Here is a 24,901-nt window from a genome sequence, read left to right on the forward strand (position 1 = left end):
GTCGTCAGTGTTGCGTGAAAAAAGAAATCCATGAAAACAGGCATCGCATCAAAGCGATGTGAAATCAATTGCCTGATACAAATCGGCGCCGATGCCGGCAAAACCCAGCATGGCCGGCAGTCGCGCGGCAAAACCCTGGAAACCGTGGTCACCGCCGGCCTGGATGCGCAAGGCGCATGCCCGGTAATACTGCTGTGCGAGGCGATAGTCCAGCGTTTCGTCAGCTGTCTGCAACCATACCTGATAACGCTGCGGATCCTGGGGCGCCGGCACTTCCAGCCCGGCCAGGGCCGTCACGTGGTCGTGGGTCAATTCCCAGGTCTCTTCGGTATACAGGTTTTTCTGCGTCCCCAGATGGCCGTCGAACATCCGGTGCGGGCTGACGGCAGGGTTGATCAACAGGGCCTTCAAGCCAAGGCGTTCGGCCAGGTGAGTGGCATAGTAGCCGCCGAGCGAGCTGCCGACCAGCAGTGGCCGCCCCAGCTCGGCAATCGCCCGCTCCAGTTGCGCAATCGCCTGGCGCGGGTGATGGTGCAACGCCGGAACACGCAAGTTTTCGCTCAGGCCCAGGCGCTCCATCACGTCGATCAACTGGCAAGCCTTCTTCGACAACGGCGAGCTGTTGAAGCCGTGGATATAAAGGATCGAACCGGACATTTGATCTTCCTGTGCGTCGGCTAAAGAGGCGGAGTTTACTGTAGGAGCGAGCTTGCTCGCGATGGTCGTCAACGATAACGGTGAAAACCTGGCACCCCGCGGCGCTCTCGGGCTTTTCGCGAGCAAGCTCGCTCCTACAGGGGGGTCAGTAACCGTTGGAGCCGTAATCCATTGTAAATTCGAAGTCAGTGACCCGCTCCACCCCGGTCTCCAGCCGTCCATCGGGCAGCAGTCGCAACCAGCGATACCCCGGCGCTTGCTCGCCGACCTTGAAATCCTCGCTGCCTGGCTCGAACTGGATGCAGGTCGAAGGCGATGCGATCAGACGCACGCCGTTTCGCAATTGGTCGATTTCCTGATGCACATGCCCCCATAGCACGGCGCGCACCTGCGGGAAGCGATCCAGCACCGCAAACAGTGCCTCGGGATTGCGCAAACCGATCGGTTCCATCCAGGCGCAACCGATGGACACCGGATGATGATGGAAACACACCAGATGATGGCGCTCCGGCGCTTCGCTCAACGAGCGGGCGAGCGATTGCAACTGTTCGTCCTGCAAATACCCTGGCACCGAGCCGGGCACCGCCGAGTCGAGTAACGTCACCCGCCAGTTGCCGATATCCACCACCGGTTCCAGCAAAGCACTCTGCACCGCCGCTTCGGCCATGATCTGCGGTTCATCGTGATTACCGGGAATCCAGCGTGCCGGCGCATCGAGCTGGCGCGTCATCTCGCGAAACTGTTGATAAGACTCCAGCGTCCCGTCCTGGGACAGATCGCCCGTGGCCAGGATCAGGTCAATCCGCGGCTGTTGCGCGCGCACCAGTTCGATGACCTTTTGCAGGCTGTCGCGGGTGTTCATGCCCAGCAACGCGCTGTCCGCTTCGGCAAACAGATGGCTGTCGGAGAGTTGCACCAGTAACGCCGGATCGGCGGTGGTCAATGTGGATACGCTCGGCAAGGCGTTCTCCCAGGGCGTGATCACGGGGATGGGTAGTGCCGCAATTATGCTGGGGGATGACCGAAAGGGGAAACGGTTGAACCTGACACAGTTCACATCTGCGCTGCTCGTTTAACGAACAACCTCGTACTCATGCCCCAGCGCCAGGCAATGGCTCAGCCATTCGCCCAGAAACATGTTCAGTTGGGCTTTTTCATCCGGCTGGTGCATCGAGGCGTTCGGGTAAGGATAGATGCCGCGAAAGCGTCGCGCATGTTCGGCGCTGACCACTTCGGCCATGCGCGCGTCGTGATAGACCTGTACTTCCAGTTGCGGCACCGGCAGCCACGGCAGGCTGTGTTCCTGGCGCACTTGCAGGGTCGTGGTGTAAGGACAGGTCAGCAACACTTCCAGCGCCAGCACGCCCAGCATCTGGTCGCCATGGGTCACGGCGATGCGCCGCGCGGCAGGCTCGCTGCGCATGTCCGGCAGCAGTCGCATCAAGCGCGCGTAGTTCGCCTCGCAGGACGCTTGCAGCCCCACCAGGTCCACCCGATAGCGATCGCGCAGCTTGTTTACGACCATAACCCCCTCACTTCAACGCGGTTCAAAGCCAGCCATTGCAAGGCAATGATGCTCGCCGCGTTGGCAATACGCCCGTCGCGCACGGCTTGCAAGGCATCATCGAAAGCCCAGACCGTGACGCGGATGTCTTCTGCCTCTTCTTCCAGCCCATGCAGGCCGCCCACCCCGGTAGCGTCACAGCGCCCCAGGTACAAATGTACGAATTCGTTGCTGCCGCCCGGCGATGGAAAGTATTTGAGCATCGGCCAGAGCGCCCCGATCACAAGCCCAGCTTCCTCCTGCGCCTCGCGGTGAGCAACTTCTTCCGGCACTTCATCCTTGTCGATCAGACCAGCGACCAGTTCGATCAGCCAGGGATTGTCGGTCTTGCCCATGGCGCCTACGCGAAACTGCTCGATCAGCACCACTTCATCGCGCTGCGGGTCGTAAGGCAGCATGCAGACCGCGTCATGGCGAACGAACACTTCACGATTGATTTCGCGGCTCATGCCCCCGGCGAACAATTCGTGGCGCAAGTGCACACGTTCGAGTTTGTAAAAGCCCTCGTAGCACTTTTCGCGCCGCACGATATCAACGGCGGTCGGAATGGCGTTGGCAAAATCCGTCATGACAATCCTCTTTTACTGCAAATCCTGTTCGAGGCTGCTTTTTTCCTGGGCCTCGACTTCGCGCCATCCTAACGCGCCCGTGACATTTGATGCAGCCCCTTTCCCGTCAGCGGGATGGACGGTGAGGGCGAAACCCACTCTAATTAGCTTAGTGGCGAACTGATTGCTTTGTTGAGAGTCGAAGCCGGTATCTTTTTGCCTTCCCCAGTTTCAGAAAGGACGCACATGTCGCTTTTCAAAATCGCCTCCGTGGCCGCTATCGCCCTGACCCTGGGCGCTTGCGCGAGCCTGTTCCAGCCCAACTACCGCACGCCCCTGGAAACCACCCGCGACGCCTCCGAGCAACTCAAGCCCGGTTGCAGCAGCCCGGATTGCCCACTGGTCAACATCGACACCCTGCACTTTCCGGACGAGCCGGCACTGGACAGCATCATCGAAAAACGCCTGCTGCAGATGACCCGCACCTCGCCCGACGCGCCAGTCGCCCCGACCCTGGCGGCCTATCGCGAAGAGTTTTTGCGCACCGCCGGCCCACGCAACAGCAGCTATCTGCAAGCGAAGGTACGCGAGCAGCATGACGGCTTGGTGATCGTCGAATTATCCAGCTACCTGGACACCGGCGGTGCCCATGGCACGCCAGGCCGGGGTTTTATCAACTATTCGCGTCAGCAGCATAAAGTACTGACGCTGTCGGACATGCTGGTGCCGGGGCAGGAAGAGGCGTTCTGGAAAGCGGCGCAGGTGGCGCACAACAGCTGGTTGATCAGCACCAAGCTCGATCAGGAACCGGAGTTCGTGAAGAGCTGGCCGTTCCAGAAGACCCAGAACGTGGCGCTGACCTACGGCGCGGTGATCCTCAAGTACGAAACCAGCAGCATTGCGCCTTACGCGCTGGGCCATGTCGAACTGAAGATCCCCTACCCTCGCCTGAACGGTATCATCAAGCCCGAGCTGTTTCCCGGCCGTAACTGAAGGCCCGGCCCAGCACCAGCTGCAGCAACCCTGCCAGGACCAGCGCCGGCAGGGTGGCGCCGACATCCGGGTACAGGTTGGCCAGCAAATGATAGGTGCTGATCCCGCCCAGCCAGGCAAGCAGCGCCGGCCAGCGCAGTGCAGTCGAGGCAACCTGGCCACGGCGCTTGCGCAGGAGGAAATGATCCACCAGCACCACGCCGAACAATGGCGCAAACACCGAGCCGATCAGCAGCAGGAAGTTCTGGTACTGGGCCAACGGCGCCAGCAGGGCAATCAGCGTGCAGATAACGCCGATAGCCAGGGCCAGGTGCTCGACTTTGGCGCGCAACAGAATGCCGCTGGACACCGCCGCCGAGTGAATATCGGCAAAGGCGTTTTCCGATTCATCCAGAAGAATCAGCAGCAGCGGAATCCCCAGGCCGGCACCGGCCAGCGCCAGCAGCAAGGCATTGACTTCACCGCTCGGTGCGAACGCCAGTGTGTAGGCCACGCCCAGGCTCATCAGCCAGAAATTGCCAATGAAGAAACCGATGGCGGTGCCACCGAAGACGCTTTTCGCCCGCTTGCCGAAACGCGAGTAGTCGGCAATCAGCGGCAACCACGACAGCGGCATGGCAATGGCGATGTCAAAACCCACGGCAAACGGCATCGAACCGTCACCGGCCTGGGCCCACAACGCAGCCAGGTCGGCCTTGGCGAACAGGTTCCAGGTCAGCCAGGTGCACGCGGCCAGCAGCAGCCAGATGCCCCATTTGCGCAGGATCTGCCGGACGAACGTCAGCGGACCGCTGACCGCCAGCAAGGTCGCCAGCGCGCCGAAGAACAGTGTCCACAACAGCGGATTGGACAGCAGGCTGCCTTCGCTGAACGCCTTGGCGCCCAACAGGCTGGCGGCATCGCGCATGACGATGATTTCGAACGAACCCCAGCCGATCAGTTGCAGCAGGTTCAGCACCGCCGGCAGGCTCGCGCCCCTGGTACCGAGGCTGAGCTTGAGTGCAGCCATCGACGACAGGCCGGTGTCGCTGCCGATCACGCCAACCGCCGCCAGCAGCAGGACGCCCACCAGGGTGCCGAGGAAAATCGCCAGCAACGAGCCGGACAGGCCCAGGCCTGGCGCGAGCAAGGCACCGGTCTGCAACACCATCAGGCCGATGCCGAGGGAGAACCACAGGGAAAACAGATCACGGCCGCCGAACACACGCTTGTCGGTCGGCACCGCGATGTCAGGTGAATAAGTACTCGGTTGAATGCTCAAGGGTGTTATCTCAGAGGAATATGTTTTGTCATTGAGAGTTTCGCTGTCTGATCTGGCGCTTTCGCGAGCAAGCCCGCTCCCACATTTGGCCTCTGTCATACACAAAATCTGTGTTCACAGGAGATCAAATGTGGGAGCGGGCTTGCTCGCGAAGGCGGCGCCACAGGCACCGCCAATCCCGGATCAGATCAAACTTTCTGGTACAGCTGACTGCCTTCCTGCTTGAAGCGCTCGGCCTGTTCGGCCATGCCCTGGGCGACGTCCACGTCGACCGCTTCGATCCGTTGGTTGGCCGCATACTCTCGGACTTCCTGGGTGATTTTCATCGAGCAGAACTTCGGCCCGCACATCGAGCAGAAATGCGCGACCTTGGCCGAATCCTTCGGCAGGGTTTCATCGTGATACGAGCGGGCGGTGTCCGGATCGAGGCCCAGGTTGAACTGGTCTTCCCAACGGAATTCGAAGCGCGCCTTGCTCAAGGCATTGTCGCGGATCTGCGCCCCCGGATGCCCCTTGGCCAGATCGGCGGCATGCGCGGCGATCTTGTAGGTGATGATCCCGGTCTTCACGTCATCCTTGTTCGGCAGGCCCAGGTGTTCCTTCGGCGTCACGTAGCAAAGCATGGCGCAGCCGAACCAGCCGATCATCGCCGCACCGATGCCGGAAGTGATGTGGTCGTAGCCCGGCGCGATGTCGGTGGTCAATGGGCCGAGGGTGTAGAACGGCGCCTCGTCGCAGCACTCGAGCTGCTTGTCCATGTTCTCTTTGATCAACTGCATCGGCACGTGGCCCGGGCCTTCGATCATGCATTGCACGTCGTGCTTCCAGGCGATCTTGGTCAGCTCACCGAGGGTTTCCAGCTCGCCGAACTGCGCCTCGTCGTTGGCGTCGGCAATCGAGCCCGGACGCAGGCCATCGCCCAGCGAGAAGCTGACGTCGTAGGCCTTCATGATTTCGCAGATGTCTTCGAAATGGGTGTAGAGGAAGTTCTCCTTGTGGTGCGCCAGGCACCACTTGGCCATGATCGAACCACCACGGGAGACGATGCCGGTGACGCGCTTGGCGGTCATCGGTACGTAACGCAACAGCACGCCGGCGTGGATGGTGAAGTAGTCGACGCCCTGCTCGGCCTGTTCGATCAGCGTGTCGCGGAACAGCTCCCAGGTCAGGTCTTCGGCCACGCCGCCGACTTTTTCCAGGGCCTGGTAGATCGGCACGGTACCGATCGGCACCGGCGAGTTGCGGATGATCCACTCGCGGGTTTCGTGAATGTGCTTACCGGTCGACAGATCCATGACCGTGTCCGAACCCCAGCGAATGCCCCAGGTCAGTTTCGCCACTTCTTCTTCGATGGACGAACCCAGGGCGCTGTTGCCGATGTTGCCGTTGATCTTCACCAGGAAGTTACGGCCGATGATCATCGGTTCCAGTTCGGTGTGGTTGATGTTGGCCGGAATGATCGCGCGGCCGCGGGCGATTTCGTCACGGACGAATTCCGGGGTGATGATTTTCGGCACGCTGGCGCCGAAGCTGTGGCCGGCGTGTTGCTGGTCCAGCAGGCCGGCGGCGCGGGCCACTTCCAGCTTCATGTTTTCGCGGATGGCGACGTATTCCATCTCGGCGGTGATGATGCCTTTGCGCGCGTAGTGCATCTGGCTGACGTTGGCCCCCGGCTTGGCGCGGCGCGGGTTGTTGACGTGAGCGAAGCGCAGTTTTGTCAGCTCCGGATCGGCAAGGCGCTCCTGGCCGAAATTCGAGCTCAAGCCACTCAGGCGCTCGGTATCGCCTCGGGCTTCGATCCACGGCGAACGCACGTCGGCCAGGCCTTTGCGCACATCGATGATGACATTGGGGTCGGTGTACGGGCCCGAGGTGTCGTAAACCACCACCGGCGCGTTGACCTCGCCACCGAAGTCGGTCGGCGTCACGTCCAGGCTGATTTCGCGCATCGGCACGAGGATGTCCGGGCGGGTACCCTGGACATAGATTTTTTGCGAACGGGTAAACGGCTGAACTGATTGCTGATCGACCTTGGCCGAGTCACTCAGGTTGGTGGCGATTTTTGCTTTTGTGGTCATCACGGGCTCTCCAGACAGCATCCAGGCAGTGGATTTTTGTCGGAGCGAACCTGTAAACGAATGGACGCACGGGCGCTGGGAAAACCAGCTGTGCTGTGCTCAGTGCTCGAGGGGTGTTCGATTGTCGAACAACATCCCGGACGAAGCACAAGAGGACTCGCCGGGTGACGAGAAATCTTGTTCCCTACGCAGGCGCTAACCTGATCAGGTTCAACGGGATCCGAAATTATTCGATCTCAGCCTCATAGCAAGGCACCCCGACAAGAACCCGACCAGTCTAGACACAACTGACAAAGAACGCCAACCCCACTGCAAACACCGTGATGAATGGCGTAATTACACGCAGTATCAGGATTGTTGCCGCCTGAATGCACAACTACACTCGCTACGCTGAGTCGCGCATTGACGCTGTCAAGGCAGCGCCTTAGCCTTGGCGCTCAAATTACCTGTGTAATATCAATTCTAGGGAACGTCTATGCTGCGCAAACTCTCACTGGCCCTTGCCGTGTCTTGTGCGTCCAATGGAATGGCCTGGGCAGCAGATGCGCCCTTATCGAACAAGACGGACCTGGTCAGCGTTTATCAGGAAGCGGTCAACAACAACGCCGACCTGGCGGCAGCGATCGCCCAATACGGCGCGCAGAAGGAAGTCGTACCCCAGGCCCGTGCCGGGCTGCTGCCGAACCTCTCGGGCGGCGCGAATATTTCCGAGGTGCGTACGTCGCTCGATCAGCCGTCCGCCACCACCAACCGCGATGCTCACTCGTACCAGGCCACCCTGGCGCAACCCTTGTTCCGCGCCGATCGCTGGTTCCAGTTCCAGGCCGCCAAGGAAGTCAACGAACAGGCCGCCCTGCAGCTCTCGGCGACCGAGCAGAACCTGATCCTGCAAACCGCCCAAAGCTATTTCAACGTGCTGCGCAGCCAGGACAACCTGGCCTCGACCAAGGCCGAAGAAGCGGCATTCAAACGCCAGCTCGACCAGTCCAACGAGCGTTTCGATGTCGGCCTCTCGGACAAGACCGACGTATTGAACTCGCAAGCCAGCTATGACACCGCACGCGCCAACCGCATCGTTGCCCAGCGCCAGGTGGACGACGCCTTTGAAGCCTTGATCACCCTGACCAACCGCCAGTACAACTCGATCTGGGGCATCAGCCATAACTTGCCGATCCTGCCGCCAGTACCGAACGATGCCAAGGCCTGGGTCGAAACGGCGGGCAGGCAGAACCTCAATCTGTTGGCCAGCAACTATGCCGTCAGCGCCGCCGAACAAACCCTCAAGCAGCGCAAGTCCGGGCACTTGCCAACGGTTGACGCGATCGCCAAGTACGAGAAAGGCGACAACGACGCATTGGGCTTCAGCAACCCGAACAACCAGCCAATACCCTACGGTGGCGATGTCTCGCAAACGACCGTTGGCCTGCAACTGAACATCCCGATCTACAGCGGTGGCCTGATCAACTCCCAGGTGCGTCAATCGTATGCGCAACTGGACCAGACCGAGCAGCAGCGCGAGTCCCTGCGCCGGCAGATCGTGGAAAACACCCGCGACCTGCACCGTGCGGTCAACACCGATGTCGAGCAGGTGCAGGCGCGCAAGCAATCGATCATCTCCAACCAGAGCGCGGTGGAAGCGACCGAAGTCGGCTATCAGGTGGGTACGCGAAACATCGTCGACGTGCTGGATGCGCAGCGTCAGCTGTACACCTCGGTACGCGACTACAACAACACCCGCTACGACTACATCCTCGACAACCTGCGCCTGAAGCAACAGGCCGGCACGTTGAATCCGGGGGATCTGCAAACCCTGGCACGCTGGCTCAACCCCAACTACAACCCGGACAAGGACTTCCTGCCGCCGGATCTTGCCAAGGCTGCAGCCGAGCAGTTGAAAGCGAAACCGGTGCAGTAACAGCAAAAGCTTCGCGAGCAAGCTCGCTCCTACAGTGTTTCGAGTGTGGGAGCGAGCCTGCTCGCGAATGAATACAACCAGGTCTAGCGGTCGATCAACCGCCCCAACCCGTCCAGCAAGCGCTGCAACGCCCCCTGATTGGTGCGCATCACCTTCAACCCGGCCTCTGCCATGCGCTGCGCATCACGCGGCAGTTCGAACAGCCGCTGCACCGCCACCGCCAACCCTTCGGCATCCTCCACTTCCTGCAACGCCCCGGCACTGCGCAACTGCGTGGCGATTTCGAGGAAGTTGAAAAGATGCGGCCCGCTCAGCACTGGCTTGGCGAGGGCCGCCGGCTCCAGCAGGTTATGTCCGCCATTGGGCACCAGGCTGCCGCCGACGAATGCACTGTCAGCCAGGGCGTAGAGAAACAGCAACTCGCCCATGGTGTCGCCCAGCAACACTGAAGTCTGCGCATTGACCGCATCGCCGCTGGAACGCCGGACCGTGGCAAAACCTTGTTGCTGGCACAACCCGTACACCGAATTGAAGCGCTCCGGATGACGCGGTACCAGAATCAGCAAGGCATCGGGGTGATTGGCCAACAACTGACGATGGGCCGCCAGCACCACCTCGTCTTCGCCCTCATGGGTGCTGGCCGCGATCCACACCGGTCGTTCCAGCGCCTGCCATTGCCCGCGCAATTGGCTGGCGCGCTCAAGCAGTTGCGGATCGATGGTCAGGTCGAACTTGATCGAACCGGTCACTTCGACGGTTTGCGCCCGCGCGCCCAGGTCGCGAAAGCGTTGGGCTTCGGCTTCGGTCTGCACCGCGAACAGGCTCATCTCGGCCAGCATCGGCTGGGTCAGCTTGCGGAACCGACCGTAGCCCCTGGCCGAACGTTCGGACAGCCGTGCGTTGGCCAGCGCCACCGGAATCCCGCGTTTGGCACATTGATGGATATGGTTGGGCCACAGTTCGGTTTCCATGATCACCGCCAGTTTCGGCTGGACCCGATCGAGCAGGCGCCGGGCGGCGCAAGGCAGGTCGTAAGGCAGATAGCAGTGCTGGATGCGCGGCTCATTGGCGAACAGGGCCAGGATCCGTTCCGAACCGGTCGGCGTCATGCAGGTCACGGTGATCGACAGATCCGGATAACGCGCCAGCAAGGCGCGGATCATCGGTGCGGCAGCAATGCTTTCGCCCACCGACACGGCGTGCACCCAGATGCCGCCCGGTTTCATCGCCGGCATCCCAAAGGAGAAGCGCTCGCCGATGCGTCTGGCATACGCCGGCGCCTTGCGCGCGCGCAGCCAAAGCCGAATCGCTACCAATGGCAGCCCCAGATAAAACAGCGCGGTGTAGAGAGTTCTATTCATGGCGGCGGAGTTTATCGGCTTTTTTCGCCAATCGCCTGCAAGTGCACGGCAAAACGTTCGGCGAGCCAGCGCGCGGCCGGACCGAGCGGTTCATCCCGGCGCCATACCAGTTCCACCACCAGGGCCGGCGGGGTCCATTCGCTGGCCAGTTCGACCATCTGATTCTGATAGGTCGGGTACTGCACCACGTGGCGTGGCAACCAGGCCCAGCCGAGGCCGCGCACCAGCCATTCGGCCATCACATAGAAACTGTCGGCACGCCAGACTTGCGGGCTGGCCGGATCACTGCCGGGATAAATGCTCGACTCCGTGGACATCAGCAACTGCCGGTGCTGCGCCAGTTGCTGGCCGTCCACCGAGCCTTTGCACGCCAACGGATGATCCTTGCCGCACACCGTGACCATTTCCACGCTGCCCAGTACCCGCCGCTCGAGCGCCTCGGGAATCTGGTCGTGAAAGAACAGCAGCCCCAGATCGGCGCGCCGCTCCACCAGCTTGCGCGCGACATCGCCCTGGGCGGCGCTGGTCAGTTGCACTTCAAGGCTGGGGAATTTTTCCGCCAGGGCCTCGAAGCTTTCGATGATCGGCTGATACGGCATCGCTTCATCCTGCGCCACACGCAGTCGTGCCTCCTGCCCGCGCATCATCGCCAATGCACGGCCGTTGAGTCGTTCGCACTGGCGCAAGACTTCCCGCGCCTCGTCCAGCAACGCCGTGCCGGCTTCGGTGAGTTTCGGCTGACGGCCGCTGCTGCGGTCGAACAGGCTGACGCCCAGGTCTTCTTCCAGCATCGCAATCGAACTGCTGACCGCCGATTGCGCCTTGCGCTGGTCCCGCGCCACGGCAGAAAACGAACGCTGCTCCGCGACGCTGACAAACAACCGCAGCTGCTCCAGATTCCATTGCATGCTCATGGTTCAACCCATCTCAAATACAGATAGGTAATGACTTTACCGCATCTGGCAACGCACTAGAATGCCGACCTCAGAGAGCAACACTTCACACGAGGATTGACCCATGACCGCTTACTACTACCTGGCCATAGCCATCTGCGCCGAAGTGATTGCCACTGTTTCGATGAAGGCCGTCAAGGGCCTCAGCACCCCGCTGCCCCTGGTGCTGGTCATCCTCGGCTACGGGATTGCCTTCTGGATGCTGACCCTGGTGGTGCGCAGCGTTCCGGTGGGCGTGGCCTATGCCGTGTGGGCCGGCATGGGGATCGTGATGGTCAGCGTCGCGGCGCTGTTTATCTACGGGCAGAAGCTGGACGTGCCGGCGATGCTGGGGATGGCGCTGATCGTGCTGGGCGTGGTGGTCATCCAGCTCTTCTCCAAAACTGCCGGGCATTAAGTCCGCAACACCCTTCATTGTGGGAGCGAGCCTGCTCGCGAAAGCGGAGTGTCAGCAACATTGATTTCAACTGACACGCCCCCTTCGCGAGCAGGCTCGCTCCCACAGGTGCAGCAGCCCTCCAATCTTTGAGTCTGTATACTGCGCCCTCGTCTTGAACACAGAGGTCGCCGCATGCCATCCGTTATTTCCACCGACGTTCTGATTGTCGGCGCTGGTGTCGCCGGCCTCTGGCTGAATGCGCGTCTGCGCCGCCAGGGTTTCTCGACCGTACTGGTGGAAAGCGCCAGCCTCGGCGGCGGGCAAAGTGTGAAGTCCCAGGGCATCATCCACGGCGGCGCCAAATACGCGCTGCACGGTGCCCTGACCGGTGCCTCGGAAGCCATCGCCGACATGCCGCGCCGTTGGCGTGAAGCCCTGGCGGGCAATGGTGAGCTGGATCTGTCCGGCGTGCGTTTGTTGTCCGAGGCCCATTACCTCTGGTCCCCCGGCACCCTCGCCGGCAACCTCACCAGTTTCTTTGCCAGCAAAGCCGTGCGCGGTCGCGTCGATCAGGTCAAGGGCGAGCAATTGCCGCCAGCCCTGCAAGACAAGCGCTTCAAGGGCAAGGTCTATCGCCTGGCGGAACTGGTGGTCGATGTACCGAGCCTGATCCAGCGCCTGGCCGATCTGGCGGGAGATGGCTTGCTCGCCGGGCAGAACATCGAGCCGCTGCTGGAAGGTGGCGTGCTGGTCGGCCTGAAGGTGGATGAGCGCGAAATCCGCGCCCAACGCATCGTCCTGAGCGCCGGTGCCGGGACGGCGGCATTGCTTGAAGCGCTGGGCCTGAGCCAGCCCGCCATGCAGCGCCGCCCGTTGCACATGATCATCGCCAAGGGTCCGGGCCTCAAACCGCTGTACGCCCACTGCCTGGGTGGCGGCACCAAGCCGCGTATCACCGTGACCACCCACCCGGCGGCGGATGGCCAATGGGTCTGGTACATGGGCGGCGATATCGCGGAATCCGATGGTGTGGCCCGAGAGCCCGCCGAGCAAATCGCCACCGCACAGAAAGAGCTCGGCCAATTGCTGCCATGGATTGACCTGAGCACGGCGCAATGGGCGACCTTGCGCGTGGACCGCGCCGAACCGCTGCAATCAGGCCTGACGCGCCCCGACAACGCCTTTGTTGCCGAGGAAGGCCGGCTGCTGGTGGGCTGGCCGACCAAACTCGCCCTGGCGCCGGACTTCGCCGACCGGGTCATCGCCAGCCTGACCCGCGACGGTATCCAGCCAGGCCACCCGGCAGCGCTGCCTGAACTGCCGAAGCCACCGATGGGCGTACCAGCCTGGGAGCAACTGCTGCCATGAGCCAAGCGACCCTGCACGACCTGCATCGCCCGCTGGGCAGTACCGGCCTGCTGGTTTCACCCCTGGGCCTGGGCACGGTGAAACTGGGCCGCGATCAAGGTGTGAAGTACCCCAACGGCTTCCGGATACCCGATGACGATGAAGCGCGCATGCTGCTCAAGCTCGCCCGCGACCTTGGCATCAACCTGATCGACACCGCCCCGGCCTATGGCCGTAGCGAGGAGCGCCTCGGCCCGTTGCTGCGCGGCCAGCGTCAGGACTGGGTGATCGTCAGCAAGGTGGGGGAAGAGTTCACCGACGGCCAGTCCCGTCACGATTTCAGCGCCGCACACACGCGAATGTCGGTGGAACGCAGCCTGCAACGCCTGGAAACGGACTTCATCGATCTGGTGCTGGTGCACTCCGATGGCAACGACCTGGCGATCCTCAATGACAGTGAAGTCTACGAGACCCTCGCCGAGCTCAAGGCCGAAGGCAAGATTCGCGGTTTCGGGTTTTCCGGAAAAACCGTCGACGGCGGCCTGAAGGCTCTGGAGCAAGGCGACTGCGCGATGGTCACCTACAATCTGAACGAACAAAACGAGAAGCCCGTCATTGACTATGCTGCTGCACACGGCAAAGCCATTCTGGTCAAGAAAGCCCTCGCCAGTGGTCATGTATGCCTGAGTCCAGGCGTGGATCCTGTGCGCGCCAGTTTCGAGCTGTTGTTTGAACATCCGGGTGTTGCCAGTGCTATTGTCGGGACCATCAATCCGCTGCACCTCGCCCACAATGTCGCGACCGTTGCCCAGGTCCTACGTAGCCACTGATGCCGCCCACGCGGCCTTAAGCAGGAGCCGACATGCCGCGCACGCTCATAAGAAAGAACCCGAGCAACTTCAAGACCCTGCCGTTATTCGTCGAAGCGACTCCCGAGGGCCTGGCTTATCAGAGCGTCGGCAGACCGCTGAATTTCTCCCAGACCCTGCAACGTCGTCGGCCGGTGACGGTCGGCGACAGCGAGCGGTTTGCCCTGGAACTGGCCAATCTCGGGGTTTCGGTGCGCCTGACCCTGCATTGGCAGAATCGTGACTATTGGGTGCTGGTACGCCAGCGTCGCCAGGACCGTGGCGATGTGGTGCTCAAGCTGATCTCCGGATACGTGCCGGCCCATGAACTGAACCTGCCCTTGCACACCGCGATCCAGGAAATTGCCGAAGAGTGTCTGCTGGAAACCCCCGAAGGCTGGCTCGGCGGACGGTTCAATGACACCTGGCTGCCGGCGCCCTACTCGGCCGCCCTGCATTACCGTGAAGCCCTGCCGTTTCGCCTGTCGCCACTGTCCGGCTCGGCGCGGCCGGTTCGTTGCGCCAACCTGATGCTGATGGAGCGTCCGCGGGCTTACGTGCATTTGCCAACGGCGTCACTGCAACTGATTTACGACTTGCGCCTGGAGGTTCCCAAGGAAGCCAAATCCCTGAGCCTGTTCCATGTCGATGAAAGACTCGAAGGCGATCAACTCGTCGCCCGTCTCGACCGCAAACGACCCGACCTGTACCTGATGCCCTTGCAGGACGGCCACCCGATGGCTGAGCTCTACACCTTGAAAAAGGATCAGCTGTACCCGGCCAGCACGCGTGGCCTGTACCTGGCCGAGAGTTTTGCCCGACAGGAAGGCTGGCTGGTGCGCGATGAACGCATTCGCTGGAAGGACTGGGTGAGGCAACAAGGCTTGACCCCGCCGGGGAAGGATTCGGGGTTGGCGCGATTGCGCGGAAGGGCCAAATTGCTGCTGAAGAAGATCGTGCCGCGTAAAAAAGTCAGTTCCTGAAAGCAAACTGCTGCTCCGACTGATGTACGCATAACCTTGTAGGAGCTGGCTTGCCAGCGATGGTCGTTAACGATGACGCGTATCTACTGATTGAACGCGCGCGCCCTGACTCCATCGCGAGCAAGCTCGCTCCTACAAAAAGCCGCGTTATTCAGACTTGCGGATCTTCTCGACAATCGCGGTGGTCGAGCTGTTTTCAACCAGCCCCAGCACTTTCACGGTGCCGCCGTAGGCTTTGACGATGTCCGCGCCGACCACCTGGTCGATCCCGTAGTCGCCACCCTTGACCAGCACGTCCGGCTTGACCGCGCTCAACAGGTTTTCCGGTGTGCCTTCCGGGAAGCTGATCACCCAGTCCACCGCGCCCAGACCGGCCAGTACCGCCATGCGTCGATCGACGCTGTTGATCGGGCGACCCGGCCCTTTCAGGCGGCTGACCGATGCATCGTCGTTGATCGCAACGATCAGGCGATCGCCCTGGGCCCGCGCCTGTTCCAGATAGGTCACGTGCCCGGCGTGCAGGATGTCGAAGCAACCGTTGGTGAACACGATCCGCTCGTTGTGCGCGCGGGCATCATCGACCGCCAGCAACAGCTGCTCGAGACCCAGCACACCACGCTCGGAACCCTCCTCGCGCTGAATCGCACGACGCAGTTCCGGCGCACTGATGGCCGCCGTACCGAGCTTGCCGACCACGATGCCGGCCGCGAGATTGGCCAGGGCCACCGCGTGGGGCAGTTCTTCACCCGCGGCAATCGCAGCCGCCAGGGTCGAAATCACCGTATCGCCGGCACCGGTCACGTCGAACACTTCGCGGGCACGGGCCGGCAAGTGCAGCGCCGGATGATCCGGACGCAGCAGGGTCATGCCGTGCTCGCCACGGGTCACCAGCAAGGCGCCGAGGTCCAGGTCGTGCATCAGTTGCGCGCCCTTGTTGACCAGCTCGTGCTCATCGGCGCAACCACCGACGATGGTTTCGAATTCGCTGAGATTCGGCGTGATCAGGCTCGCACCGCGGTAGATCGAGAAATCCTTGCCCTTGGGATCAGCCAGCACCGGAATGCCCCGGGCACGGGCGGCCTGGATCAGCGCCTGATGGTTTTTCAGCGCGCCTTTGCCGTAGTCGGACAACACCAGCACCTTGATGCCTTCGAGCAACTCATCGACCTGCGCGGCCAGCGCCAGCGCGTCGGTGGCGAAGGGTTCTTCGAAGTCGATACGCAGCAACTGCTGGTGACGACTCATGACCCGCAGCTTGACGATGGTCGGCTGATGCGCAATGCGCTGGAAGATCGCCCGCACGCCAGCGCCCTTGAGGCTGTTGACCAGGCTGTTGGCGGCTTCATCGTCGCCCGTTACACCGACCAGCGAGGCCGGAGCCCCCAGGGCGGCAATGTTCAAGGCAACGTTGGCAGCGCCGCCCGGACGGTCCTCGATGTGATCGACCTTGACCACCGGCACCGGCGCCTCAGGGGAAATCCGTGAGGTACCACCATGCCAGTAACGGTCGAGCATGACATCGCCAACCACCAAGACAGGGGCTTGATCGAATCGCGGCATGGACAACTTCATGGTGCAACCCACATACAGAATGAACAGGGGCGCGATATTAACACAGGGTTGGTGTCGGCTTGTGCGGTGGCTGCAACGGGATGATTCGCCAGCATTTATTGCTCATTTTTTGAGCAAGATTCCCGCCAGGCGACGGCGTGTTTCGGCTTCATTCATACCCGAGCATCTCGTAGTCACGCTGATAGACCCGCCGCACCAGCCTGCGGGTGCGCACCGTGCAAAACTCGCTCGCCGGCCTCGGACGTCGCTGCTGCGACCTGTTCACGTGGGGCAGTTCCACCGGATAGTCCAACTGTTCGCAAACCAAACTGAAATCCCGCTCCAGATGCTCCTGGTAGCCGACAAAATCCAGCGCCAGATGGCCCATGGAGTCCGTCAGGAAATCCGTTTGCGCGGCAAAGTGCAGCTGTCGCTGGATTGTCTCCGGGTGCAGCCAGCGGCCGACGAAGTCGTCAAAGTCACGGTAGTGGCTGACCAGTTCCTGCGCCGCGTGATCCCGTTTCCCCAAGGTGTTGCCCCGCAGGAATGCATAAGCCGAGTAAGCCCTTTCCAGGGGATCGCGAACGAAGGCGAACTTGAAACTGGCGGCAAACTGTTCGGGAAATTGCTGCTCGTACCAGTACAACGGCAAGTGGCCCGGGCTCCAGTCGCCAAACATCGCCGCACAGACACTGCTGCCGGCACATTTAGGGACGTGGATGAACAGGCAGGAACGCTGCTCGAAGGGCTTGGGGAATCGGACATTGGCCGACATCGACTTGTTCACCACTTGACGGTCCACAACCGACAGGCGCCCCAGCAGAAAAGCCCGTTGCGACTTGGGCAACAGCTTCCAGAGATAACGTTGCAGCATCCAGATACCCGCGCGAAAGGGATGGCCCTCTCGATTCAAGTCAAAGTTCGTTCAGGAACCTTAACAAGCACGTTGCCGAGATTTATTCCGGTTTGGTCAAGAAACGTAAAGGTCTGGATACAAATCACCGCACGTGTTGCACGTCGGGAGTGCGAAGGGGCGAGCCTGGCTCACCCCTTCGAAGTCAGGCGATGTCTTCGGCCGGGGCGTCCAGGCCCATCGCGTTGAGGCGCGAGTAGTAGCCGTTTTGCGCCAGCAATTGATCATGGGTGCCGCGCTCGACGATTTTCCCCTGATCCATGACCAGGATCAGGTCAGCCTTCTCGATGGTCGACAAGCGGTGAGCGATCACCAGCGTGGTGCGACCTTTCATGACCTGATCCAGGGCTGCCTGGATATGCCGCTCGGATTCGGTATCGAGTGCCGAAGTCGCCTCATCGAGAATCAGCAGCGGAGCATTTTTCAACAGCGCCCGGGCAATCGCCAGGCGTTGACGCTGGCCGCCAGACAGCAGCACGCCGTTTTCCCCGACCTGGGTGTCCAGACCTTCGGGCAATTGGGCAATGAAGTCCATCGCGTAGGCATCCCGGGCTGCCTTTTCAATGTCTTCACGGGGTGCGCCAGCCAGGTCGCCATAGGCGATGTTGTTGGCCACGGTGTCGCTGAACAGGGTCACGTGCTGGGTCACCTGGGCGATATGCTGACGCAGGTTCAACAGCTTGTACTGCTCCACTTCGACGCCATCGATGAGGATTTCGCCCTTGTCGTGGTGATAGAAACGCGGAATCAGGTTGGCCAGGGTCGACTTGCCGCTGCCCGAACGCCCTACCAGCGCCACCATTTGCCCGGGATCGACCGAGAAACTGATGTCATTGAGCACCTGACGCTCGGTGTCAGGGTAGGTAAAGCTGAGATTGCGCACTTCCAGGCGACCACTGACGGCATCACGCTCGATAGTGCCGGTATCGACTTCCGGCTCGACATCCAGTTGCTCGAAGATACTTTCAGCACCGGCCACACCCTTCTGGATGGTCGAGCTGACTTCGGACAGCTGGCGAATCGGCTTGGGTAGCAGGCCCGCCAGGGTGATGTAGGCCACCATGTCGCCAGCGGACGCATCGCCCCGCAGGAACAGCACCAGGAACATCAGCACGGCCATGGCGGTGTAGATCACCAATTGCAGCAGCGGCGTATAGATGGCGCCGGTGCGGGTCATGCGCAATTGCTTGTCGGTATTGCCCTGGCTGGCGTCGAAGAAGCGTTTCTCTTCGTACTTTTCACCGCCGAAGCTGCGCACCACCCGATAGCCCTGGATCGTTTCGGACGCCACATGCGTCACGTCGCCCATGGCCAGCTGGATTTTCTTGCTCTGCTTGCGGAATTTCTTGCTGGCCGTGCGCACCATGATGGCGATCAGCGGCAGGATGGCGACCATGACCAGCGTCAGGCGCCAGTTCATGAACAACAGCGAGGCAAACAGGAAGATCACTGTCATGCCTTCTCGAATTACGACCTTGATCGCATCTGTTGCCGCCCCTGTGACCATGGTCACGTTGAAGGTGATACGTGAAATCAGGTGTCCCGAGTTATGCTTGTCGAAATACCGGTTTGGCAACACCAGCAGGTTGTTGAACAACTGCACCCGCAAGTCATGGACCAGGCCCAGGGAGACCTTGGCCAGGAAGTAGTTGCCCAGGTACGACCCCAATCCCTGCCACGCGGCGATCAGGATGATCAACAACGGCACCGCCTGCAGCAGCTGCAGGTCCCTGAGGTAGGGCACCGTTGGAAACAGCGCCGCTTCAGGGTTGGACAGACCGTCGACGAAGTACTTGAGGATGTAGCCCAGCATTGGCTGCGTCGAAGCGAAAATCAGGAAACCGACGATGCTGATCAGGAACAGGCTGATATACGGCCGGACATAGCCGAGCAGGCGGAAGTAGATTTTCAAGCTCGATGGGCTTGCGGAGAGACTGGAGTCGGTCATATCACGCGAATGTCGATGAAAAGGACGCTGACTTTAGCACAGCTTCCCCAGGGTTCTGGCAATCGCATACAGTCTGTGTATTGTGACGCGTCAAATAGCCACCAGATGCCCCTGCCTTGGTTCGGTCGCTCAATTCAGGAATAAGTTACTCAGCATGCAATTAAACGCTTTGAACAGCTCGTCCAAAAGAATCTTCGATTTCATTTGTTTGTGGATCCTACCGCTCGGTTACTTGTTACTGCTTTGTGCACTGTTTTTCCTGCCGGGGCGCAATGTGCTTCACAAGCTTTATTATGGCCTGTTCAGCATTCCGGCACTGATTGCACTGTGCCTGCGTCCGCGGCTCGGTAAAGAACTGCTGCACGAGCCGATCGTCATTGCCGTCCTGCTGTTTGTGGCCTGGGCGCTGCTCAGTCTTGGCTGGGGACCGGGCGATGACATCGACTTTGGCCAGTTCAAACCACCCTTGCATACCCTGATGCTGTTCGTCGGCTGCTACCTGCTGGTGCGCTATCGCAGCGAAATCATTCAGCCCCTGCTGTTCTGCGCGGCAATCGTGGCGCTGGTCGCCTCTGTCTACAACCTGTACAGGTTCGGCCTGATCTACGAACCGGAAATGCGCCTGATCGGAGTAGGCGCGTTCGACAACCCACTGCTCAGCTCCCACGTTTTCGGCTTTTTCTGCACCTACTGGCTGAGCGTGAGCATGACCTGCAAGCGACACCAGATACTGTGGTTGAGCATGCCGGCGATGGTGATCATGTTCGCCGCGGTGCTGGCCACCGGTTCCAGGACGCCACTGGTTGCACTGACGATCGCCGCGCTGTGGCTGTGTTTCATCTGCTGGAATCGACGCTCGGTCCTCATGCTTGGCGCAATGTTCATTGCCGGAGCGGGAACTTTCGCGCTGTTTGCGGACAAGATCCTTGAAAGAGGCAGTTCCTTCCGTATCGAGCTCTGGCAATTGGCCTTGGACAGGATCGCTGAGCATCCATGGATCGGGCACGGCTACAACGCCGAACTGAGCCTGGACCCAGGCGTCGGCTACCCCCTTTCGGAACCCCATAGCTTCGCCCTTGGTGTGCTCTTCTACGTCGGCATTATCGGTTTTCTGCCATGGCTGTTCTTCCTCGCGTGGAGCTTCATCAGTAGCCGGCGCCATCGCGTGCAACCGCTGTTCATCATTGCCTCGGCCTGGCTGGCCTTTGGCATCGGTGCGGGCCTGACCGAAGGTGGCGGGATCATCTCTCGTCCCAAGGAGCACTGGTTCCTGCTGTGGATCCCCTTGGCACTGATCGCCGCGTTGAGCATCAATCAACGGGCCAGGCGCCTGCTGGACAAGCCGGTCAAGAGCGCGACGCCAAGCGCCCTGCAGCAGCTGACGGCCGACGCCCGGATCATCGAAGAAGACGGTTTGGGCCCCAAGGTCCTGCGCCTGACCGATGGCAGCTTTCTCAAGCTGTTCCGCCGCCGCCGCTGGTTTACCTCCGGCGGTTACATGCCCTACTCCGATCGATTTGCCGTCAACAGTGTGCAATTGCGCAACATGGGCATCCCGACACCGCACATTCTCGACCTTTACCGGTTCGAAGACGGTAGCACCGCCGTGCACTACTCACCCTTGACGGGCAATACGCTGCGCCAGATCCTGCAAGGCATCACCGCTCCGGCGGTGCGTCAGGCACTGGTGGAGCGTTTCGGCAAATTCATGGCTCAGTTGCATCAGCAAGGGGTCTACTTCCGCTCCCTGCACCTGGGCAATGTGCTGGTGCTGGAGGACGGCGAGTTCGGCCTGATCGACCTGGCCGACCTGCGCATTTACCCGTCATCACTGAGCCCTTCACTGCGTCGACGCAATCTGCGCCATATGCAGCGCTACACGGAAGATCGGCATTGGCTGTTCGAGGACCACTTCGAAGCGCTACTGCAGGGATACGGTGCGGCGGCCTCGAAAGCCGATGTGGATAATTTGCACCGGCAAGTGCTGGCCGGAAGTTCACCGGCCCAGGCTCACTGATAACCGAAACCAGCCTGCTTATCGCGATGGCGGCCTGCTTGCTCGCCATCGCGACCGCTGCGCTACTGTGCCCACCGTGCAATAACTGGAGGGTCCAGCCTTTGGCTCAGTCTTTTTCCAGCCGCGAGAAATACATCCGCCCCAACCCGCGCCAGGTTTTCCTGTTCCAGGCTTTGAGCGGAATCTGCGCCAGCAACTCACGCGCCAGCTTGCGATCGCGGTTGGCGGTCTTGAGGAACATGGAATTTAGAAACTTGTAGCGCACCTCGTCATACAGCGGGTGATCGCTGAAGAGCGCGTAGGTGCGCAGGATGCTGTCGATCATGAAGCGGTGGTTCTTGTAGGAGTTGGTGGCGTGCTTGCGATAGCGCGCCATCAATACATTCAGACCATCGATGAAGTAGCCGGCATGGGTCACCTTCAACTCGATCAGCAAGTCTTCCAGGCGAATGGTCGGATCGAAACCGCCCACCTTCTCCAGCGCTTCGCGACGGATCATCAGGGTCGGAGCCGGTGGATAGGGCTTGCGCTCCAGGAACATGTCATCGAAGTCCAGGCGGCGGAACGGGACATCCCGGCGCTGGCGTTTCTCCGGGTAGAGATTGCCGTCGGCATCGATCAGCTCGATGTTACCGGCGCAAATACCGACCTCGGGCTTGCCGTCCATATGAGCGACCTGCGTGGCAATTCGCTCCGGCAACATGATGTCGTCCGAACCGAACGGCACGATCAGGCTGCCCTTTGCCCGGGCAATCGCCGCATTGAGGGTGTTGGTAAGCCCCTGGTTTTCCTGAACCCGAAAGTCGAAACCATGGATGGCCTGCAACGCCTTGATCCGCTCGACGCTGTCATCCTTCGAGCCATCATCGACCACCAGCAACTCAATGTTCCGATAGGTCTGGTTGAGGACGCTGAGAATGCTTTCCTCGATGTAAGGGGCGTGGTTGTACGACGCGATAATGACCGTGACGATGGGTTGCGCGTCGTTCATGGCTGTTCCTTGCGGGCCTGTTCCAGGCCGGAGTCGATCAGATCGAGGTATTCGCGACGGAACTCCTCGATGTCATGGTGCTGTTGCAGATAACGGAAGGACTGCTCGCCCTTGGCCCTGAGTTCGTCATCCGACAGCCCCAGGTAAGTGTCCAGCGCAGCCTGCAGCGTCGGCACATCCTTCGGCGTAATCGCCAGGCCACCAGCCCCCTCGATGAGCGGCAACATGGCCGGCACGTTCGAGGCAATCACCGGCAAATGCCCGCTCATGCCTTCAAGCAGCGCCAGCCCGAGGCCTTCGGCCAGCGAAGGCATGGTCCAGATGTCGAAAGCGCGAATGTACTGCAGGGCAATTTCCTTGAACCCCAGCAAATGGGCACGACCGCTGAGGCCGAGGCGGTCGATTTCCGCCGCCAGGCGTGACTCTTCACGACCGGCGCCAATGATCGCCAGTTGGGTGTTCGGGTATTTGTCCTTCAGCGCGGCAAAGGCCTGCAACAAATAGATGTGGCCCTTGACCGGCACCAGTCGCCCCAATGCACCGATCAACCGCACCGACGGATCGATGCCCAGCATTTCACGGGCCTTTTCACGACTGTGTTGCAGACCTTCGGCCTGCTCGATGTCGATGGCATTGGTGATGGCGTAGGTATTCTGGTCGGTGAAGCCACAGTCACAGTCCAGCAGATACTGCTTCACCGCTGGCGACACGCCAACGAAGCGCCAGTGACGATCGATCAGGCGTTGGGTCTGGCGGCGCCGGTAAAAACGGTCGTACTCGCCAAAACCGTGGGAAATGCCGATGCACAGCGGCACTTTCAACCAGCGATTGAGCGCCAGCATCATGTTCACCGGCTTGAAGCGGTTGCAGATCACCACATCGAACTTTTCCCGACGGCAGAACTTGTACAGCTGCCACATCGCCCGCAGGCGCATGCCCTTGAGGGACTTGTCGGAAAACTCGAAGTACACCGAACGGTCGGCCCGGCTCACCGCTTCGCCCGGCCCGGGCTTGCCGCGCAAGAAAGCGGCGGTCACTTCATAGCGATCACCGGGCAGGGCCTTGACGATCTGCTCCGCGAGGTCGGCGAAATCATGGGCTTTGACGTTGTAGTCAGGCTGCAGTTGCAGGACCTTTGACCGCTGACTCATAACTCTCCCCGCTGAGTAACATTGCCTGGTGTGTGCTTGATGGACCACAAAAGCTCGTGGCGCCGGACTGCCTTGCGAAAGAATTCGTTCTCGCCATAGGTTGGCGGCAACCGGCCGGCCAACAGCCGCTGTATCAACCGACGCAAGCGACGCTTGAACGGCATCGCCGGTTGCAGGTCGTGCATCATGCCCAACGCCATGGCTTTGTCGCGCTGTTGCTCAATCGGCATCGGCAGGCAATAAGGCTGCATCGGTTGGGCCGAATCGAAGGCCGGCGGCAGGGCGATGCCGTCACCGCTATCGCCCATCGGCCAGCGATCGTTGTCGTGCAAGTGGTTGGCGTAGCCCAATAGCGTGGTCGGCTGCCAGTCCAGGCCCTGCAAGGCTTCAAGGACTGCCGCCTGGGCGCAGATATGATCGGGATGCGGATCCAGGGCCGGATGCGGCAGGACGATGACCTCGGGTTGGGCGCGTAGCAGCAACTCGCGCAGATCCGCCAGCAGATTGTTCCAGGTCGGCGCGCCATCGGCATCGCCGGGCAGTGCGAAAGGATTCAACTGACGGAACAGCCGGGTATCGCTCAGGTCCGCTTCCCGCGATCCCGCCGCCACGGCAGGTGCGGCCTGCATGTTCGCCAATTGCAGGCAGAAGTAGCCCAGTTGTACGCAGTGAGCCTCGGGGACACCGGCCCAACGTGGCACGGCAATGCTGTCCCAGGTGCGCAGACGGCCTTTCAAACGAGCCGCATCAACCTTGTTCAGGCCCATCTGCCGATAGTGTTCGGCTTCGATTTCACCCGCTGTCAGCGTAACGATCCAGGTTTCGTCGGCCTGGCTGTACAAACCGTAGGCCGCCAGCTCGGCGTCATCGGCGTGGGGGGCGATGACCATCACTCGCTGGCGCCGGTAATCCGGATGCTCGAATGCCCACAGCACGGGCTCGCCGAACACGCGACAGAAACGTCCGCGCAAGCGCAGGTCACCACGCGACAGCGCCTGAGCCTGGCCACTGAGATTGAGGTAACGCAGGCCGTTTACGCCGCGCTCGAAGGTTTGTCGGTCAGGGTTCTCCCCCCCGAGCAACTCGACCACCGGATCGATAAAACGCCCCAGCCAGGTGCTTTTCACCCGCAGGGCAAGCACCAGCGTCGCGTCGTCGACCAGCATCACGCCCTCGTCCAGGCGCAAATGTTCACCGCTCAGGTGCACCTTGGGCTGTGGCGTGTACGGGGGAAAGCTGTACTGGTAATCGTCCTTCGGTGAGTAGAACAGATGGTCGGCAAACCAGGCTTCGTGGGCAATCCAGCCCACAACCGCCAGCACCAGCGGCAACCACCAGGCCACCAGCACACCCATGACGATCAACAGCACTAGCGCTATCAACAGGCCGATACGTTTATTGCGCCGATGGCGCTTGAGCAGTTGCTGTTTGCGGCTCATGGCT

At 61.0% G+C, this 24,901-nt stretch carries 21 protein-coding genes and 1 riboswitch; of the genes, 7 read left to right on the forward strand and 14 right to left on the reverse strand.

Annotation, left to right across the window (positions count from 1 at the left end):
• Positions 1–48 precede the first annotated feature (48 nt).
• The 4 genes from ACLD1X_RS04835 to ACLD1X_RS04850 all read right to left on the reverse strand — a co-directional run bounded on the left by ACLD1X_RS04835 (position 49) and on the right by ACLD1X_RS04850 (position 2,790).
• Entirely contained in the window at positions 49–657 is a 609-nt protein-coding gene (locus ACLD1X_RS04835; protein ID WP_429366355.1) for a YqiA/YcfP family alpha/beta fold hydrolase, read from the reverse strand.
• 145 nt (positions 658–802) lie between these two features.
• On the reverse strand, positions 803–1,618 hold the full coding sequence (cpdA, locus tag ACLD1X_RS04840; RefSeq protein WP_429366356.1) for a 3',5'-cyclic-AMP phosphodiesterase: 816 nt from the start codon (positions 1,616–1,618) through the stop codon (positions 803–805).
• Between the two features lie 111 nt (positions 1,619–1,729).
• Positions 1,730–2,182, reverse strand: coding sequence for a DUF1249 domain-containing protein (locus ACLD1X_RS04845; RefSeq protein WP_007977461.1), 453 nt, complete (start codon positions 2,180–2,182; stop codon positions 1,730–1,732).
• Positions 2,173–2,790, reverse strand: a complete 618-nt coding sequence (locus tag ACLD1X_RS04850) for an NUDIX domain-containing protein (protein WP_429366357.1) — start codon at positions 2,788–2,790, stop codon at positions 2,173–2,175. Before ACLD1X_RS04850 ends, ACLD1X_RS04845 begins: the two co-directional genes overlap by 10 nt.
• 225 nt (positions 2,791–3,015) lie before the next feature.
• Here ACLD1X_RS04850 and ACLD1X_RS04855 point away from each other — a divergent pair, with 225 nt between their 5' ends.
• Positions 3,016–3,762, forward strand: a complete 747-nt coding sequence (locus tag ACLD1X_RS04855; RefSeq protein ID WP_429366358.1) for an RsiV family protein — start codon at positions 3,016–3,018, stop codon at positions 3,760–3,762.
• On the opposite strand, the gene cytX is transcribed toward ACLD1X_RS04855, so the two are convergent.
• Positions 3,731–5,023, reverse strand: coding sequence for a putative hydroxymethylpyrimidine transporter CytX (gene cytX, locus ACLD1X_RS04860; protein WP_429366359.1), 1,293 nt, complete (start codon positions 5,021–5,023; stop codon positions 3,731–3,733). The genes ACLD1X_RS04855 and cytX overlap by 32 nt on opposite strands.
• A 188-nt stretch (positions 5,024–5,211) precedes the next feature.
• Positions 5,212–7,101 (reverse strand): phosphomethylpyrimidine synthase ThiC, encoded by a 1,890-nt coding sequence (thiC, locus tag ACLD1X_RS04865; protein ID WP_429366360.1) that lies wholly within the window; start codon positions 7,099–7,101, stop codon positions 5,212–5,214.
• Between the two features lie 164 nt (positions 7,102–7,265).
• Positions 7,266–7,371: riboswitch (TPP riboswitch) on the reverse strand.
• A gap of 205 nt (positions 7,372–7,576) precedes the next feature.
• Between thiC and ACLD1X_RS04870 the strand changes: the two genes are divergently transcribed.
• Positions 7,577–9,016: a TolC family outer membrane protein gene (locus ACLD1X_RS04870; RefSeq protein ID WP_429366361.1), complete on the forward strand. Its 1,440-nt coding sequence runs from the start codon at positions 7,577–7,579 to the stop codon at positions 9,014–9,016.
• An 83-nt stretch (positions 9,017–9,099) separates the two neighbouring features.
• Here the strand turns inward: ACLD1X_RS04870 and waaA are convergent, their stop codons facing one another.
• Positions 9,100–10,377 carry a lipid IV(A) 3-deoxy-D-manno-octulosonic acid transferase gene (waaA, locus tag ACLD1X_RS04875; protein WP_429366362.1) on the reverse strand — a complete coding sequence of 426 codons (1,278 nt, stop codon included), beginning with the start codon at positions 10,375–10,377 and terminating at the stop codon, positions 9,100–9,102.
• A gap of 11 nt (positions 10,378–10,388) precedes the next feature.
• On the reverse strand, positions 10,389–11,291 hold the full coding sequence (locus tag ACLD1X_RS04880; protein ID WP_429366363.1) for a LysR family transcriptional regulator: 903 nt from the start codon (positions 11,289–11,291) through the stop codon (positions 10,389–10,391).
• Between the two features lie 103 nt (positions 11,292–11,394).
• Between ACLD1X_RS04880 and ACLD1X_RS04885 the strand changes: the two genes are divergently transcribed.
• The 4 genes from ACLD1X_RS04885 to ACLD1X_RS04900 all read left to right on the forward strand — a co-directional run bounded on the left by ACLD1X_RS04885 (position 11,395) and on the right by ACLD1X_RS04900 (position 14,887).
• Complete coding sequence (locus tag ACLD1X_RS04885) at positions 11,395–11,727, forward strand: DMT family transporter (protein WP_007977444.1); 333 nt, start codon at positions 11,395–11,397, stop codon at positions 11,725–11,727.
• Positions 11,728–11,901: 174 nt separating this feature from the next.
• Complete coding sequence (locus ACLD1X_RS04890) at positions 11,902–13,077, forward strand: NAD(P)/FAD-dependent oxidoreductase (protein WP_429366364.1); 1,176 nt, start codon at positions 11,902–11,904, stop codon at positions 13,075–13,077.
• Positions 13,074–13,886, forward strand: coding sequence for an aldo/keto reductase (locus ACLD1X_RS04895; protein WP_429366365.1), 813 nt, complete (start codon positions 13,074–13,076; stop codon positions 13,884–13,886). Before ACLD1X_RS04890 ends, ACLD1X_RS04895 begins: the two co-directional genes overlap by 4 nt.
• Before the next feature lie 32 nt (positions 13,887–13,918).
• Positions 13,919–14,887 (forward strand): metal ABC transporter ATPase, encoded by a 969-nt coding sequence (locus ACLD1X_RS04900; RefSeq protein ID WP_429366366.1) that lies wholly within the window; start codon positions 13,919–13,921, stop codon positions 14,885–14,887.
• A 147-nt stretch (positions 14,888–15,034) separates the two neighbouring features.
• On the opposite strand, the gene hldE is transcribed toward ACLD1X_RS04900, so the two are convergent.
• The 3 genes from hldE to msbA form a co-directional block, all read right to left on the reverse strand.
• Positions 15,035–16,459 (reverse strand): bifunctional D-glycero-beta-D-manno-heptose-7-phosphate kinase/D-glycero-beta-D-manno-heptose 1-phosphate adenylyltransferase HldE, encoded by a 1,425-nt coding sequence (gene hldE / locus ACLD1X_RS04905; protein ID WP_008016936.1) that lies wholly within the window; start codon positions 16,457–16,459, stop codon positions 15,035–15,037.
• A gap of 148 nt (positions 16,460–16,607) precedes the next feature.
• On the reverse strand, positions 16,608–17,312 hold the full coding sequence (locus ACLD1X_RS04910; protein ID WP_429366367.1) for a sulfotransferase family 2 domain-containing protein: 705 nt from the start codon (positions 17,310–17,312) through the stop codon (positions 16,608–16,610).
• 184 nt (positions 17,313–17,496) lie between these two features.
• Positions 17,497–19,299, reverse strand: a complete 1,803-nt coding sequence (gene msbA, locus ACLD1X_RS04915; RefSeq protein ID WP_429366368.1) for a lipid A export permease/ATP-binding protein MsbA — start codon at positions 19,297–19,299, stop codon at positions 17,497–17,499.
• A gap of 154 nt (positions 19,300–19,453) precedes the next feature.
• Between msbA and ACLD1X_RS04920 the strand changes: the two genes are divergently transcribed.
• Positions 19,454–21,316: an O-antigen ligase family protein gene (locus tag ACLD1X_RS04920; RefSeq protein WP_429366369.1), complete on the forward strand. Its 1,863-nt coding sequence runs from the start codon at positions 19,454–19,456 to the stop codon at positions 21,314–21,316.
• 106 nt (positions 21,317–21,422) lie between these two features.
• Here the strand turns inward: ACLD1X_RS04920 and ACLD1X_RS04925 are convergent, their stop codons facing one another.
• Genes ACLD1X_RS04925 through ACLD1X_RS04935 form a run of 3 tightly spaced genes read right to left on the reverse strand, consistent with a single transcriptional unit; the run spans position 21,423 to position 24,897 of the window.
• Positions 21,423–22,307: a glycosyltransferase gene (locus tag ACLD1X_RS04925; protein WP_429366370.1), complete on the reverse strand. Its 885-nt coding sequence runs from the start codon at positions 22,305–22,307 to the stop codon at positions 21,423–21,425.
• On the reverse strand, positions 22,304–23,458 hold the full coding sequence (locus tag ACLD1X_RS04930) for a glycosyltransferase family 4 protein (protein WP_429366371.1): 1,155 nt from the start codon (positions 23,456–23,458) through the stop codon (positions 22,304–22,306). The genes ACLD1X_RS04925 and ACLD1X_RS04930 overlap by 4 nt, the downstream gene beginning before the upstream one ends.
• Complete coding sequence (locus ACLD1X_RS04935; protein ID WP_429366372.1) at positions 23,455–24,897, reverse strand: PIG-L deacetylase family protein; 1,443 nt, start codon at positions 24,895–24,897, stop codon at positions 23,455–23,457. The genes ACLD1X_RS04930 and ACLD1X_RS04935 overlap by 4 nt, the downstream gene beginning before the upstream one ends.
• Positions 24,898–24,901: the final 4 nt, after the last annotated feature.

Source organism: Pseudomonas sp. 18173 (assembly GCF_050432945.1).
Classification (GTDB): domain Bacteria; phylum Pseudomonadota; class Gammaproteobacteria; order Pseudomonadales; family Pseudomonadaceae; genus Aquipseudomonas.

Excerpts from the sequence above, each read along its gene's own strand:
- ACLD1X_RS04880 (WP_429366363.1), bottom strand. The coding sequence starts at position 11,291 with ATGAGCATGCAATGGAATCTGGAGCAGCTGCGGTTGTTTGTCAGCGTC.
- ACLD1X_RS04895 (WP_429366365.1), top strand. The coding sequence starts at position 13,074 with ATGAGCCAAGCGACCCTGCACGACCTGCATCGCCCGCTGGGCAGTACC.
- ACLD1X_RS04910 (WP_429366367.1), bottom strand. The coding sequence starts at position 17,312 with ATGCTGCAACGTTATCTCTGGAAGCTGTTGCCCAAGTCGCAACGGGCT.
- thiC (WP_429366360.1), bottom strand. The coding sequence starts at position 7,101 with ATGACCACAAAAGCAAAAATCGCCACCAACCTGAGTGACTCGGCCAAG.
- ACLD1X_RS04870 (WP_429366361.1), top strand. The coding sequence starts at position 7,577 with ATGCTGCGCAAACTCTCACTGGCCCTTGCCGTGTCTTGTGCGTCCAAT.
- ACLD1X_RS04920 (WP_429366369.1), top strand. The coding sequence starts at position 19,454 with ATGCAATTAAACGCTTTGAACAGCTCGTCCAAAAGAATCTTCGATTTC.
- msbA (WP_429366368.1), bottom strand. The coding sequence starts at position 19,299 with ATGACCGACTCCAGTCTCTCCGCAAGCCCATCGAGCTTGAAAATCTAC.
- ACLD1X_RS04885 (WP_007977444.1), top strand. The coding sequence starts at position 11,395 with ATGACCGCTTACTACTACCTGGCCATAGCCATCTGCGCCGAAGTGATT.
- waaA (WP_429366362.1), bottom strand. The coding sequence starts at position 10,377 with ATGAATAGAACTCTCTACACCGCGCTGTTTTATCTGGGGCTGCCATTG.
- ACLD1X_RS04925 (WP_429366370.1), bottom strand. The coding sequence starts at position 22,307 with ATGAACGACGCGCAACCCATCGTCACGGTCATTATCGCGTCGTACAAC.
- ACLD1X_RS04850 (WP_429366357.1), bottom strand. The coding sequence starts at position 2,790 with ATGACGGATTTTGCCAACGCCATTCCGACCGCCGTTGATATCGTGCGG.
- ACLD1X_RS04900 (WP_429366366.1), top strand. The coding sequence starts at position 13,919 with ATGCCGCGCACGCTCATAAGAAAGAACCCGAGCAACTTCAAGACCCTG.
- ACLD1X_RS04845 (WP_007977461.1), bottom strand. The coding sequence starts at position 2,182 with ATGGTCGTAAACAAGCTGCGCGATCGCTATCGGGTGGACCTGGTGGGG.
- ACLD1X_RS04890 (WP_429366364.1), top strand. The coding sequence starts at position 11,902 with ATGCCATCCGTTATTTCCACCGACGTTCTGATTGTCGGCGCTGGTGTC.
- ACLD1X_RS04855 (WP_429366358.1), top strand. The coding sequence starts at position 3,016 with ATGTCGCTTTTCAAAATCGCCTCCGTGGCCGCTATCGCCCTGACCCTG.
- ACLD1X_RS04930 (WP_429366371.1), bottom strand. The coding sequence starts at position 23,458 with ATGAGTCAGCGGTCAAAGGTCCTGCAACTGCAGCCTGACTACAACGTC.
- hldE (WP_008016936.1), bottom strand. The coding sequence starts at position 16,459 with ATGAAGTTGTCCATGCCGCGATTCGATCAAGCCCCTGTCTTGGTGGTT.
- ACLD1X_RS04835 (WP_429366355.1), bottom strand. The coding sequence starts at position 657 with ATGTCCGGTTCGATCCTTTATATCCACGGCTTCAACAGCTCGCCGTTG.
- ACLD1X_RS04935 (WP_429366372.1), bottom strand. The coding sequence starts at position 24,897 with ATGAGCCGCAAACAGCAACTGCTCAAGCGCCATCGGCGCAATAAACGT.